The organism is Bilifractor sp. LCP19S3_H10 (genome assembly GCF_052119185.1).
In the GTDB taxonomy this organism is placed as follows: Bacteria; Bacillota; Clostridia; order Lachnospirales; family Lachnospiraceae; genus Bilifractor.
In genome coordinates this window covers 144,271-156,849 of record NZ_JBQKFT010000006.1, presented here as the reverse complement: position 1 = coordinate 156,849, position 12,579 = coordinate 144,271, and the positions used below count along the sequence as shown (strand labels likewise).

Genomic DNA, 12,579 nt, shown 5'->3' with positions numbered 1-12,579 from the left:
TGCGCGAGCATTTCTTTTTGATGCAGCTGCCGGGTTTTACAGATCGCTTTCGATCTCGTCCCGGCGTGTTTTCGCGTAGGCCTCGAAGGTGTCCAGTGTGTACTGGATGATATCATCGGTATGAGCCAGGGAGAGGAACATAGCTTCGAACTGAGATGGAGCCACGTTGATGTCATGCTCCAGCATGAAGCGGAAGTAACGGGCGAATTCCCCGGTATCTGCTGTTTTGGCGATGGAATAATTGGTAACCTCCGCATCGGTGAAGAAGACAGAACCCAGTGAGCCGATATGGTTTACGGTCGCCGGAAGCTCATAGCGGCGGATGATTTCCTTCATTCCTTCATACAGTTTGTCTGCGTTGGCGGAGAGAACGGCATAATCCCCACGGTTTTCGTAGAGAATCTTCAGCTGGGCAAGTCCCGCCGCCATTGCTACCGGGTTGCCTGAAAGGGTGCCTGCCTGGTATACCGGACCGAGCGGGGCTACCATTTCCATGATGTCTCTTCTGCCGCCGTATGCACCTACCGGCATACCGCCTCCGATGATTTTGCCGTAGGTCACGAGGTCGGGGGTGATTCCAAACACTTCTGCTGCTCCGCCGAACGCGAGTCGGAATCCGGTGATTACCTCATCGAAGATCAGGAGTGCATGGTATTTGGTGCAGAGCTCGCGGAGCCCCTGCAGAAAGCCCGGCTGCGGCGGAACCACGCCCATATTTGCGGCGACAGGCTCGACGATGACACAGGCGATCTCATCCTTGTTTGCCTTGAAAAGCTCTTCAACACTCGCAATATCATTGTAGACCGCACTGAGGGTGTCCTGCGTGCATCCTTCCGGAACACCGGCGCTGCCGGGGATACCCTGTGTCATCAGTCCGGAACCGGCGTCCACGAGAAGGCAGTCACTGTGACCGTGGTAGTTGCCGGCGAATTTGATGATCTTGTTTTTGCCGGTGTACCCTCTGGCAAGGCGGATGGCACTCATGACAGCCTCTGTGCCGGAGTTCACCATGCGGATCATGTCAACGTGAGGAATCCGCTCACAGATATATTCCGCGATTTCCACCTCAAGCTCCGTCGGGGTGCCAAAACTGAGGCCGTTCTCCGCGGTGCGGACGACCGCATCAAGGACTTCGCTGTTGTTGTGCCCGAGGATCATCGGACCCCAGGAGCAGATGTAGTCGATATATTTTCTGCCATCCACATCAAAAATATACGGGCCGGTGGAACCCTGGATAAATCTGGGGGTCATCCCGACATTCTGCCAGGAGCGTACCGGAGAGTTTACGCCTCCGGGAATCACTTTCTGTGCCCGTTCCATCAGAACTTCGGAGCGGTTCTTCTTTTGTTCTGCCATGATGATTCATCCTTTCTTGTTGATAAATCTGCGGGCGCCTTCTTTCGGTGCCATGCAGAAGGTTATCGATAATTCAGCGGATCAGCCGATGACGCCTTCGTCGATGAGACGGGCGATCCGTTCCGCATAATAGGTGATGTAGATCTGTGCGCCGGCGCGGAAGGCGGATACAGCCATTTCGCCGACGATGCGGTCTTCATCGATCCATCCGTTCTGTGCGGCTGCCTTGACCATGGCATACTCGCCGCTGACACTGTAACAGGCAACCGGAACATTTACGACGTCGTGTACTTTCGTCAGGACATCGTGGAACGACATAGCCGGTTTCACCATGACGATGTCCGCACCCTCTTCCACATCGGTGAGAGCCTCCTTGATGCCCTCGCGTACGTTGTGGAAGTCCATCTGATAGGTCTTGCGGTCTCCGAATTTCGGCGCGGAATCCGCGGCGTCACGGAAGGGACCGTAGAAGGCGGAAGCGTATTTTACCGCATAGGACATGATCGGTACTCTGGAATAGCCGTTTTCATCCAGCTTTCTGCGGATAGCCAGTACCCGTCCATCCATCATGTCAGATGGTGCGACCATGTCCGCACCTGCTTCCGCGTGAGAAAGAGCGGTTTTTGCGAGAAGTTCAAGCGTCGGATCATTGTCCACGTCGTTTCCGTTCAGGACGCCGCAGTGGCCGTGCGAGGTGTACTCACACATGCAGACGTCCGTGATATAATACATATCCGGTACAGCCTTCTTCGCTGCTCGGAGGGCTCTCTGGACAATTCCGTTGCTGTCATAGGCTCCGGAGCCAATTTCGTCCTTCTGATCGGGAATGCCGAAGATCATGACGGAGGAGACACCATGAGCGAGGAGCTCTTTCAGCTTTACAATAAAGGTGTCGATGCTGTAGCGGTACTGGCCGGGCATGGAAGGAATTTCTTCTGTGATACCCTCTCCTTCCATGACAAAAATCGGATATACCAGAGAGGACTTGTCAAGTCTGGTTTCACGCACCATTTTGCGGATGACCGCATTTTCGCGCAGACGGCGCGGTCTCTTTATCATTTCCATTGCAATTGCCTCTTTTCTTGTTTATTCAATCGTATCATAGCACGCTTCTGAAGCGGTTGCCAGTGTGTCAGAGAATTCTGTGGACATGGGCCCTTATGCCGGAGTGTCAGCCGTTGTGCCTGCAGGTGTGAACATCTCTCACTGCGGATAGCCGAATTTGTTCGTTAGTTGTTGTGCCTGCAGGTGAGTGCGGCTTTCACTATGGATATCCAGAAGCTGTCCTTTGCCGGAGTGTCAGTCGTTCTGTCTGTAGTGATCGTGTATCTGAATGATCAGTTCCAGAAGGCTGTCAATGGTCGCTTTATCAGCGCAGAAGGTCTCCATCCCGGCGGCGTCAGCGGCAGCCTGTGTCTGCCTTCCGATGCAGGCGGCTTTTACAAGGCTCATGTCGAGGTCGGGATTCGCGGCCAGGAACGCCTTGACGCCGGAGGAGCTGGTGAAAGCGGCACAGTCGATCTCACCATGTTCGAAGAGCTCTGTTTCGTTCACGGCTTCGGACTTAAGGGGTACGGTGTGATAGGTGGGAATGTCGTCGACAGCAAAGTCCTTCAGTTTTTCAAGGATTGCCTTGCTGCCGATTTCCGCCCTCGGCAGCAGAATCCGGTCGTCCGGATCTGCCTTGCGGGCGATCCATTCTCCGAGAGCTTCCCCGTCATAGCGCGGAGGTATCAGGTCGGGGATCAGTCCGTATTTTCCGAGCTCATTAGCCGTGCCCTTTCCGATGGAGGCGATTTTTAAACCGGCGAGATTCCGGATGTCTACTTCTGAGGTGCGCATCTGATCGAAGAAGATTTTAACGCCGCTGGGACTGGTAAAGGCGATCCATTGATAGTCCCGAAGGTTCTGGATGGCGTGGATCAGCTTCAGATTGTTTTCAATCGGAACGGTCGCGATGGACGGAACCTCAAGGACGTCAGCGCCCTGCGCTCTGAGCTTTGCGGCCATCTCGGAGGAGAGACCTCTTGGACGAGTCACAAGAACCCGGAAGCCGGAGAGCGGAAGCTTCTCGTACCATTCGAAGGTATCCGCCAGCGTGCAGACCCTGCCGACCACAATGATGGCCGGTGTCTCCACACCCTGCTTTTTTACTTCATCCGGGAGTGTGGAGACAGTGGCGATGATTCTCTTCTGGCGTGCCGTGGTACCTTTCTGGAGAACAGCTGCCGGCATGTCCGGTTCCATTCCGGCATCCAGAAGTCCCTTGCAGATATCTTTGAGGGAGGCGATTCCCATGAGAAAAACGAGGGTTCCCTTTGTCTGTACGAGGGCGTGGAAATCGATGTCATAGACATCGCCGGCTTTTTTGTGTCCGGTGATGATATGAAGGGACGAGGTGAAATCTCTGTGTGTGACCGGAATGCCATTGTACGAGGGAACCGCGATCGGCGAGGTGATGCCGGGGACGACCTCAAAGGGGATGCCGTTCTCGGCCAGGAGCTCCAGTTCCTCTCCGCCTCTTCCGAAAAGGAAGGGATCTCCCCCCTTCAGGCGGACCACCCGGTTTCCCTTCTGCGCTTCTTCCAGAATCAGCTCATTCATCTTCCACTGAGGCATGGTGTGGTGGCTGGACCTTTTTCCGACATTGATGGTGCGCGCGGTGTCGGGAATCATGGCAAGCACGCCGGGACCCACGAGGCTGTCGTACAGCACCACATCTGCATTCTGCAGGACTTCTTTTCCCTTGATTGTGAACAGGCCCTGATCTCCGGGACCGGCTCCTACGAGCCATACTTTACCTTTCTTCATTCCTTAATTCCGTACCTTTCTTGCGATTGTGTCTTTCCATATCTGCGATTTTCCTGGATCTGTGATGTTCGCGGATCTGCGCCTGAAGTCCGTGGTGTTATATTTTCAGATCTCTGCCTGTAATTTCTGAGCGAGAGCGATGCCAAGAGCGGCTGAATCGCCGGCGCGTGCGGCAGCGGCACCGGTGGAATACCCTCCGGTCTCTTCGCTGTAGTACAATCCGCGGAGGTAGATCAGTTTCTGACTTCCGCATGCGGCTTTTTCGGGATCCATGCCTGCTTCAGGGGCGTGAAAAAGCTCCGGCGCCTTGTCCCCGAGGGCTTTCCGAAAAGCGTCTTCGTTCGCGTAGACAGTGGCGTGAGCAGCGATGGGCGAGGAACAGCCTCCGTTCAAATAACGGACGAACGCCCGCTCGCAGGTTGCGGCATAGAAGGAATCCTCGTCCGCAAAATCGTCAAATACAGAGGAGTCCTCTCCTCTTCTGCCCTGTACAGCCAGTATGGCCTGGCCGGCAGAGGGAATCACCTCATCGACCGAAAAATAACGGCTGATCCGGTCCTGCATACCGAGACGTTTCATGCCTGCGGCGGCGAGTACGATGGCGCCGTACTGTCCCTCATCGAGCTTTCGGAGGCGGGTCTGAAGATTGCCGCGCACGCTCTGGAAGACGGCACCCGGGAACAGCTTTTTCAGCTGCAGAATTCTTCGGAGCGAGGAGGTCCCGATCGGTTTTGTGAGATCCGGCTCTGTCTGACCTTTCGGAAGGACGAGCACATCCCTGGGGTCTTCCCGCCTTGAATAAGCGACGACCGGAAGTTCATCCGGTACTTCCATGGGAAGATCCTTGAGGCTGTGAACCGAGTAGTCGCTCCGATGTTCCAGGAGAGCCTTGTCGAGCTCCTTGACGAAGAGCCCTTTTCCGCCGATCTGGTCGAGCCGGCGGTCGAGGATTTTATCTCCGGTCGTCTTCATGGTCAGAAGTTCGGTATCCAGCTCCGGATGAGCCTTGTTCAGATATTGAATAACGAGATTGCTCTGTACCACCGCGAGAGTACTCTCACGGCTTCCTATTATTAATTTTCGTTTCTTCATAATTGGATGCTCTTTCATGACATATATCAGATGTTTGAATATGATGGATATACATGGCCGGGTTTGTATGCGCCGGCTCGCCGCCCTCGTACCGCTGGCAGATAACGAACTTACCGGTTCTCGTCCCGGTGGCGGAAGAACGGAAGAACGGACTTACCGGTTCATCGTGCCATCGGAATAGAGGGAGGTCTTACATTCCAGGGCCTCTTCTACCCGCTGACGGACAGCTTTGACACGGTGATGGTCCGTGCCTCCTGCGTTGATGCCGACGACGATGCCGTCCTTCTGTACAACGCTTGGAAAGTAAAAATCGCATTTGTTCTTATCGCTGCAGTCATTGACCATGATTCCGAGACACTTGCAGGCGACATAGATGTCGTTGTTCAGATCAGGGTCATCGGTGCAGGCAAGTACAAGGTCCGCATCCATGATATCGGTGCGTTCATAGGATTTCGCAATCCAGGTGACCGGTGCCTGCTGCGTATCGGAAGTGATCCGGCTGATGGCATCGGTGACTTCCGGCGCTATCACGGTGATGCTGCCAACAAAGCGGGACAGGGTAAGAATCCGGCGCTCCGCAATGGATCCACCGCCGACGACGACAACTTTTTTTTCGGATAAATCAAGAAATACCGGAAAAAACGGTTTTCCCTGAGGGGTGCTCATGAGTTATCATCCTCCTTTTCAAAAACCTTCTCCATCCCTGCGACACATTCCCGGAATTCATGGTCGGGCAGATGGTCCTGAAGGTCAAAGATCAGCTTGGCAATTACTTTTCCGACGGCACGATCCATGTCTCCGTTAAGCACCATCTGCTCTTCTCCGGTGAGGGGGAGCTTTCGGATGATCTTTCGCATCCGGAGGTTGTAGTCCTCCACCGCCTGATCCTTGATCCGATGAATCCTCGGCACGAGATCGCGGTCATTCATCCAGAACCAGAACTCGCTTTCTTCTTCGGCGAGGATTTCCCGCGTCTGCCGATAGGCAGCCCGGTTGGCTTCATTTTCGGGGTCCGCATCCGAATGAAAGTCATCAATATTGTAGAGCGTGAAGCTCTTCAGATGAGAAATGCGGGGATCAATGTCCTGAGGGATCGCGAAATCAATCAGAATGATCGGGTGGTCCGGATGCATGCCCAGAAGATCATCATATTCAATGGTGAGGTGGGGACTGGTTGTGGCGCTGACTACGAGGTCGCACTCCGGAAGATACTGCATGCGGTCGCCGTAATTGATGCGGCTGCATCCTGCAGGGATTTCCACATGGCCGCGGTGATACTGGCGGACCGTTACCGTGACATTGGCTCCGTTTTTGACAAGAGTATTGGCGGCGATTTTGCCGTATTCGCCATTTCCGATGACCATGCAGTTCGCGCCTTTGAAGTTGAATCGCTGTTCCTTCAGCATGGATACGGCCTGCTCGATGGCAGTGGAATCGGCATGGGTGAAGGTCACGCTTGTCTTGACTTTCTTCGCGGCAGTGACGGCCATCCGGAACAGAACTTCGATGACGCTGTCGGTAAAATAGTTCTCCCGGGCAAAGGCGAGGGAGGATTTGACCTGAGTGAGAATCTGGTCCTCCGCGAGGATAGCGGATTTTAATCCGCAGGTGAGAGCAAAGAGATGCTCCACAGCTTCCTCATCGGTGCGTCCCTGAAAATAGCCGCGGTATCTCTCCTCGTTCACATCCTTGAACAGGCAGATCTCATGGAGAAGGTTGTCCGGCTCTTCTCGGTCCGTGCTGACCCACAGTTCCATCCGGTTGCATGTGGACAAAAGCAGTACGCCGTCTGCTTTCAGATCTATCTGGATCTGTGTCATGAATTGTATACTCTCCTCTTTTGTAAAGGAGAAAAAGGACCTGACATTGACGGGTGCCAGTGTATGGTCCGTTCCGACCATCTGAATCATAACTTACCTCACTTACTTACTAAGGGCATGCCGGATCAGCAGACGGCGAATCGCTTCTGATTCGCCGAGACCCTGCAGGACGCAGGTGACCTCATACCCGGCGCTTTCAAGCCGGGACTTCCAGGAATCCGGCTGGTTTCCGGCCATGTCGACGATCACATGATTTCCCGCAGTCATCAGAAAGGGCATCAGGATGAGATGATGGATGTGGCGTCCGTTCTTGGCAGCTGTCTGCAGTTCAGAGAGAACATGATCAAATCCGATTTCCGGGGAATCGATGGTACCAAGCATGATGTTTTGAAGCCCCCGCTTCTCAAGTTCCCGATCAAGCGTGGAATAGATTCCGCCGAGTCCGTAGGTGGTTCCGTGCCCCATGAGGATGACGGTTTCGTCGTCTTCGCGGCCGGGAAAGCTGTCCGTCAGAAAGCGGATGATGTCGTCCAGATCCGCACCGGAGCTGAGAAGCGGCCTGGCGATGCGGACTTTTTCAAACTTAGCGGACGCAGAGGAATTCCCAGCTTTCGTTTTTTCCCCTTTCTGAATATCCGCGAACCGGGCGCAGAGATCTCTATACTCCTTTCCCTCGAATACGAATGCGGGGAGTACGAGCACATCCCGGATTCCATCGCGAAGCATCCGTGCAATGGCCTCTTCTGTGCTGGCTGCCGGCGTGCGGCCGGAGGATAACAGACGTTTCCGGATAAAGGCACTTGTCCAGGCGCGGTAAAGAGTTCTGTCAGAGAAAAAAGATGCGGCCTCTGTCTCGAGAGCGCCGATCGATCTTTTCTGACTGTCTTCCTGGAGAGTGCCGAAGCTTGCAACAAGGATCGCTTTATCAGACATTGTATTTCCTTTCCGGCGAAGATGCCTTACAGGTTTTTCTTTTTGTAAATAAACAGGACGGAGAGCAGGGTGAAGGCTGCCTGATAGATCAGCAGAATGACAACCCCGCCCCAGCCCGGATCGATTCCGGCTGAAATACTCCGGATCATGTTGCTCGCCTGGGACAGCGGGAGAAATCCCACAAAATACCGGAAAGCGGCAGGCATCTGATCCGTCGAGAAGAAGGTATTGCACAGAAACGACATGGGAACGATGATGTAGGCGTTGTATCTCGGCGCGTCCGAGTAGCTTTTGGCCAGAAAGGACAGAACCAGTGCCATCGTGGAAAATACCATGCCGTTCAGGAACATGATCAGGAAGGATTTCCAGTTGAAGATGAGTCCCGTCCGGATCGACATTGTGAGAAGCAGGATGATGCAGGATGCGTACATCCCGCGGAGCGCGCCGCCGATAATCTGTCCCGCGATGAACTGCCACAGGGGCGTCGGCGAAATCATTACCTGATCGAGTGCTTTCTCATATAGCCGCTGAACGCTCATGTTCTGAGCCACCGCGCTGAAGCTTCCGGTCATGGTGGACATGGCTACGATGCCGGGAATCAGGTAGTTGAGGTACGGCTCTCCGTGCGAGGTTGCCTGTATGCCGAGGCCGAAAATAATCAGATACATCAGGGGCGAGATCATGGATGCCAGTGTGATCTTGAAAAAATCCCGCTTGAACTCCGCCCATTTTTCCCATAATACGGTAATTATTCCCATTCGTTCTTTCCTGTCTGTTCGTATGCCCGCTTTGCTATCGTTGTCGGTACTGTAAGGAAATCCATTGGTTCACTGCTGCCATCATCTGCGAATGCGGTTCCCGATGCGTTCCACAAACGCATCCTCAAGGGTGGTCCTGCGAAGAGACGCCGTAGCGTCAGGGTCGAGTCCATCCAGATAATCAATTGCTGACCTTCGGTCGGAGAAGAAATGGCTCTTCTGTCCCTCATCGGTGGCTTCATCGACAGCGTATTTTCCAAGGGAAAGGATGAGATTTGAGGGAGTGTCAACAACGTCCAGTTTGCCTTTGTGAAGAAAGGCAACCCGGTCGCAGAGCGCCTCTGCTTCCTCGATATAATGCGTGGTCAGGATAATTGTGATGTTCTGGCGCTGCAGCTTCCTCAGAAGTTCCCACATCTGCCGCCTCGCAAAGGCGTCCATGCCTGCAGTGGGCTCATCTAGAAGGATGATCCCGGGATCTGTCATCAGCGCCCGGCAGATCATCAGCTTGCGTTTCATGCCGCCGGACAGATGCCGGACAATGCGCCTGCGGTAGTCGATGAGACCGGCAAATTCGAGCAGCTCATCGGTTTTCCGGCGAATGACCTTGCGGGGCATATAGTAGAGTCTGCCCTGATATTCCATTACCTCATCCATGGTCATGTCCTGGCGCATGGAGTATTCCTGGGTGACGATGGAAAGCTTTCGTTTCTGCGCCGAGGATTTGCGGGTGACCTTTTCGCCGTCAATCAGGACCGCTCCCTCCGTAGGAAGAAGGACCGTCGAGATCATGCTGATGGTCGTTGTCTTTCCGGCACCGTTTGAGCCGAGAAGTCCGAAAAATTCTCCGGTATTGATCGTCAGATTGAGATGGTCCACGGCAGTGAAGTCATCAAATTTTTTTGTGAGATTTTGTAATTCGATCATTTCGTATATCCGATATTTCTGATTATCCGGCTGCTGAAAAATCGTCCGGAGAGTACCGTTTCACATTGCTATTGGTGCGGAGAATGTCGCTTTGTACTGCTCTTTGGCTCGGAGAGCGTCGCATCACACTGTTTTAGGTGCTGAGAGCGACGGTTCCGTCCCGTTCGCACGGCTCAGCGATACCTTGTCTTCCGGGTGAGAAAGCTGAGGACAGCGCCGGCCAGGATGATAAACAGGGCGACAATGAGTACCCGCCTCGTCGCAATTTGTGGAACGAGATTCCTGCTTCCGATCGTGTCCGCATAGAAGGTGAGCTGATAGCTGATTTCCACAGGATCCCCCATGGCGGTTGTGTCGGCAATCACCGGTACGGGCGCGTCCATGGAGGTGATCGGAATGATAAAGGTCGAGGTTCCGCCGTCTCTGGTGTTGTTCTGGTATTTGACGCCGTCAACAATCATGTAGTCGTAGTAGGTGCTGCTCCAGTAAAGCTTAGCGTATGCCTTTCCGTTCCGTATGATCAGAAGGGTGGGCGAGGTGACGCTTGCTCTTCCGCTTCCGCCGGTCATATTGACCTCGATGGAATACTCGCCGTCTTTCCGGTCAACCGATACGGCATTCCCGCTTTCGGCGGGAGCGTCCAACTGGGATGCGGCAGAAGAAGCCGAGACTGAGGACAGGCTTTCGCCTGTGTCTGCGGGGACATCTGCGGAAGGCTTTTTGTCTGTGGAAGTGCTCTCTGAAGAAGAACCGGCAGTCCCGGAAACGTCTCCTGAAGAGGAGCCGGCGGTCTCAGAAGTGTCTCGTTTGGCTTTAGCGAGATCGCTGGCCGCGTCAAGCTTATCCGTGTCGTAGCCGATTGCCTTCAGCCCGTCCTCGATGGCATCGAAGTCCGGCAAAGTTACGTGAAGGCTCGATGCGGGAAGAGAGGTCGCGTCAAACAGAATTGTCCGGTCGTACCATTTGTTCTTCCGTGTGCTGAAGGACGCAATGGAAATCTGCTTATCCAGCGCGTCCACCGGAATCGTGAAGGAGGCATAGCCTTCTTTATCCTCAGTGATTTCAATATAATCAGAAGCATCGGCCTTGGCGGCTTCTTTCCCGGTTCCGTTATAGATCAGCGAGTAGGAAAAGGTATCAAGCTGGATGGCTGCGGTCATTTTGCCGTCATTGACTGTCAGTTTGCAGGAGTCAATCCGGAAAAACTGTGAGCTGACATCGACGTCGATATCGTAGGTGCCATCATTGACATCGCTTCCTCTGATCGGTGTCATTCCGTATCGGCCGACAGGCCTGGTGGAAACGGTCTCTCCGCTTCCCGCCACGTCGCTGTGTTCCTGATCAGCGGAAACAGATATGGGGCCGAACGATGCGGCTGCGGTCATCAGAGCCAGAAAGAGGACGGGAAGTACCCTTCGCAGGTTGTTTTTTAATGGAAGCTTCTTCATTTTTCCTTTGCGACGATCAGTGAAAAATATCCCGCGTCATCGGGAATCTCATCCAGAGAACGGTAGATCTTCTGTCCCGGCATGCCGCAGTTCTCGACCATCTCAACCTTTTTGCCCGAGGCACGGAGATTTTCCTTGACAGCGTCCATATGGCTGCCAGATTTCATCAGCACGTAGGTGCCGGGCTGGTCGAGGGGAACATCCAACTTATGTACCGCGGGAATGATATGAAGCTGCTCCGTCCACTCCGTGAGCGGTATGTTCAGGGTGGCGGCAGCGGCGCAGAACGAGGTGATCCCGCTGACGAGGGCGGTCTCATATCCGTCCGCCTCTACGATTTCCTGTACATAAGAGAAAGTAGAGTAAATCGTGGGATCCCCGAGAGTGATAAAGACGACATTTTTTCCCTCGTCGAGAACCTTTTCGATCTGACGGGCACCCTTTTTGTGATTCTCAATTTGTTCGGCCTTGTTCATGACCATCGGCATGAAGATCGGCATCAGCGTTTTGTCCGCGATTTCCGGGACCGCCTGCACCGCGATTTTATACGCGACAGTATCCTTCACAGATTCACCGGGAGCAGCGATGACCTCGTTTTCGCGGAGGATACGACAAGCCTTCAGCGTCATTAATTCCGGATCTCCGGGTCCGACTCCAATTCCAAATAATATTCCTGACATTATAAATTTCTCCTTAGACAAAAATAAAAGCCGTTTCCGGTAGGGGAAACGACCTGCGTGGGACACAAGCACAGTCAATCGCTATGTTCTGCAATCATCCATCCGTCGTGTCATTTGCAGTGCCGTATGCGGGTGCTCTGGCTTGTATCAGAATGATACTCACAGTTGCGGGACAGCGCAGGATTCGCACCTGCTTCCCCCTTCACATACAGTCAGAATTTGTGTTTCAAAATCTTCCGTGTGTATCCACTATTATAGTTTAACGGAGTAGTATATGCAAGGTAAAGATTATGAAATCGCAAGAGGTAAAGATTTTGAAATCGTCATAAACGAGAACTGTTCACATTTCATGACTTCACGCTGCGGTGAAAACAGTACTATGCCTCCTCGCGACGGTAAAGCTCCTTGAAGAAGCAGGAATAGCTTCCGGTGTGGCAGGCAGCTCCTATCTGCTCTACCTTTGCCAGAAGGGTGTCGTTGTCACAGTCCAGGGTAAGGGACTGAACATACTGGAAATGTCCGGATGTCAGTCCTTTGATCCACAGCTCCTGCCTGCTCCGGCTCCAGTATGTCATACGTCCGCTCTCCAGCGTCTTCTGGAAGGACACCTCGTTCATATAGGCGAGCATGAGAACTTCTCCGGTGCGGCAGTCCTGCACGATGCAGGGGACAAGGCCGCTCTCATTGAGTTTGAAGTCCCTCCAGGCAAGGCTGCACTTCTGTGTATTGGTCTTTGCTTTTTCTTCCTGATTTT

The 12,579-nt window shown here is 53.6% G+C and carries 11 protein-coding genes, 1 pseudogene and 1 riboswitch; all 12 genes and pseudogenes read right to left on the bottom strand.

Annotation, left to right across the window (positions count from 1 at the left end):
* Window positions 1–36 precede the first annotated feature (36 nt).
* Window positions 37–1,356 carry a glutamate-1-semialdehyde 2,1-aminomutase gene (gene hemL, locus ACTQZS_RS06835; RefSeq protein ID WP_441475153.1) on the bottom strand — a complete coding sequence of 440 codons (1,320 nt, stop codon included), beginning with the start codon at window positions 1,354–1,356 and terminating at the stop codon, window positions 37–39.
* Between the two features lie 81 nt (window positions 1,357–1,437).
* Window positions 1,438–2,421, bottom strand: coding sequence for a porphobilinogen synthase (gene hemB / locus ACTQZS_RS06830; RefSeq protein WP_441475152.1), 984 nt, complete (start codon window positions 2,419–2,421; stop codon window positions 1,438–1,440).
* Window positions 2,422–2,655: 234 nt separating this feature from the next.
* Window positions 2,656–4,167 carry a uroporphyrinogen-III C-methyltransferase gene (gene cobA, locus ACTQZS_RS06825; RefSeq protein ID WP_441475151.1) on the bottom strand — a complete coding sequence of 504 codons (1,512 nt, stop codon included), beginning with the start codon at window positions 4,165–4,167 and terminating at the stop codon, window positions 2,656–2,658.
* A gap of 105 nt (window positions 4,168–4,272) precedes the next feature.
* Window positions 4,273–5,259 (bottom strand): hydroxymethylbilane synthase, encoded by a 987-nt coding sequence (gene hemC / locus ACTQZS_RS06820; protein ID WP_441475150.1) that lies wholly within the window; start codon window positions 5,257–5,259, stop codon window positions 4,273–4,275.
* 153 nt (window positions 5,260–5,412) lie between these two features.
* Window positions 5,413–5,925 carry a precorrin-2 dehydrogenase/sirohydrochlorin ferrochelatase family protein gene (locus ACTQZS_RS06815; protein ID WP_441475149.1) on the bottom strand — a complete coding sequence of 171 codons (513 nt, stop codon included), beginning with the start codon at window positions 5,923–5,925 and terminating at the stop codon, window positions 5,413–5,415.
* Complete coding sequence (hemA, locus tag ACTQZS_RS06810) at window positions 5,922–7,169, bottom strand: glutamyl-tRNA reductase (protein WP_441475148.1); 1,248 nt, start codon at window positions 7,167–7,169, stop codon at window positions 5,922–5,924. The genes ACTQZS_RS06815 and hemA overlap by 4 nt, the downstream gene beginning before the upstream one ends.
* Before the next feature lie 12 nt (window positions 7,170–7,181).
* Complete coding sequence (locus ACTQZS_RS06805) at window positions 7,182–8,012, bottom strand: sirohydrochlorin cobaltochelatase (protein ID WP_441475147.1); 831 nt, start codon at window positions 8,010–8,012, stop codon at window positions 7,182–7,184.
* Window positions 8,013–8,038: 26 nt separating this feature from the next.
* A complete protein-coding gene (locus ACTQZS_RS06800; RefSeq protein WP_441100327.1) occupies window positions 8,039–8,770 on the bottom strand; it encodes an ABC transporter permease in 732 nt (243 codons plus the stop codon).
* An 81-nt stretch (window positions 8,771–8,851) separates the two neighbouring features.
* The gene (locus tag ACTQZS_RS06795; RefSeq protein ID WP_441475146.1) at window positions 8,852–9,697 is read right to left on the bottom strand and encodes an ABC transporter ATP-binding protein; all 846 of its coding nucleotides are present in this window, start codon (window positions 9,695–9,697) and stop codon (window positions 8,852–8,854) included.
* A 173-nt stretch (window positions 9,698–9,870) separates the two neighbouring features.
* Complete coding sequence (locus tag ACTQZS_RS06790) at window positions 9,871–11,145, bottom strand: hypothetical protein (protein WP_441475145.1); 1,275 nt, start codon at window positions 11,143–11,145, stop codon at window positions 9,871–9,873.
* The gene (gene cobI / locus ACTQZS_RS06785) at window positions 11,142–11,825 is read right to left on the bottom strand and encodes a precorrin-2 C(20)-methyltransferase (protein ID WP_441100330.1); all 684 of its coding nucleotides are present in this window, start codon (window positions 11,823–11,825) and stop codon (window positions 11,142–11,144) included. The genes ACTQZS_RS06790 and cobI overlap by 4 nt, the downstream gene beginning before the upstream one ends.
* A 110-nt stretch (window positions 11,826–11,935) precedes the next feature.
* Window positions 11,936–12,054: riboswitch (cobalamin riboswitch) on the bottom strand.
* A 157-nt stretch (window positions 12,055–12,211) separates the two neighbouring features.
* Window positions 12,212–12,556 (bottom strand): annotated as a pseudogene (gene hisI / locus ACTQZS_RS06780) (phosphoribosyl-AMP cyclohydrolase); the annotation flags it as partial.
* Window positions 12,557–12,579 lie beyond the last annotated feature (23 nt).

Coding starts and splice junctions, on each gene's coding strand:
- hemL (WP_441475153.1), bottom strand. CDS start 1,356: ATGGCAGAACAAAAGAAGAACCGCTCCGAAGTTCTGATGGAACGGGCA.
- hemB (WP_441475152.1), bottom strand. CDS start 2,421: ATGGAAATGATAAAGAGACCGCGCCGTCTGCGCGAAAATGCGGTCATC.
- cobA (WP_441475151.1), bottom strand. CDS start 4,167: ATGAAGAAAGGTAAAGTATGGCTCGTAGGAGCCGGTCCCGGAGATCAG.
- hemC (WP_441475150.1), bottom strand. CDS start 5,259: ATGAAGAAACGAAAATTAATAATAGGAAGCCGTGAGAGTACTCTCGCG.
- ACTQZS_RS06815 (WP_441475149.1), bottom strand. CDS start 5,925: ATGAGCACCCCTCAGGGAAAACCGTTTTTTCCGGTATTTCTTGATTTA.
- hemA (WP_441475148.1), bottom strand. CDS start 7,169: ATGATTCAGATGGTCGGAACGGACCATACACTGGCACCCGTCAATGTC.
- ACTQZS_RS06805 (WP_441475147.1), bottom strand. CDS start 8,012: ATGTCTGATAAAGCGATCCTTGTTGCAAGCTTCGGCACTCTCCAGGAA.
- ACTQZS_RS06800 (WP_441100327.1), bottom strand. CDS start 8,770: ATGGGAATAATTACCGTATTATGGGAAAAATGGGCGGAGTTCAAGCGG.
- ACTQZS_RS06795 (WP_441475146.1), bottom strand. CDS start 9,697: ATGATCGAATTACAAAATCTCACAAAAAAATTTGATGACTTCACTGCC.
- ACTQZS_RS06790 (WP_441475145.1), bottom strand. CDS start 11,145: ATGAAGAAGCTTCCATTAAAAAACAACCTGCGAAGGGTACTTCCCGTC.
- cobI (WP_441100330.1), bottom strand. CDS start 11,825: ATGTCAGGAATATTATTTGGAATTGGAGTCGGACCCGGAGATCCGGAA.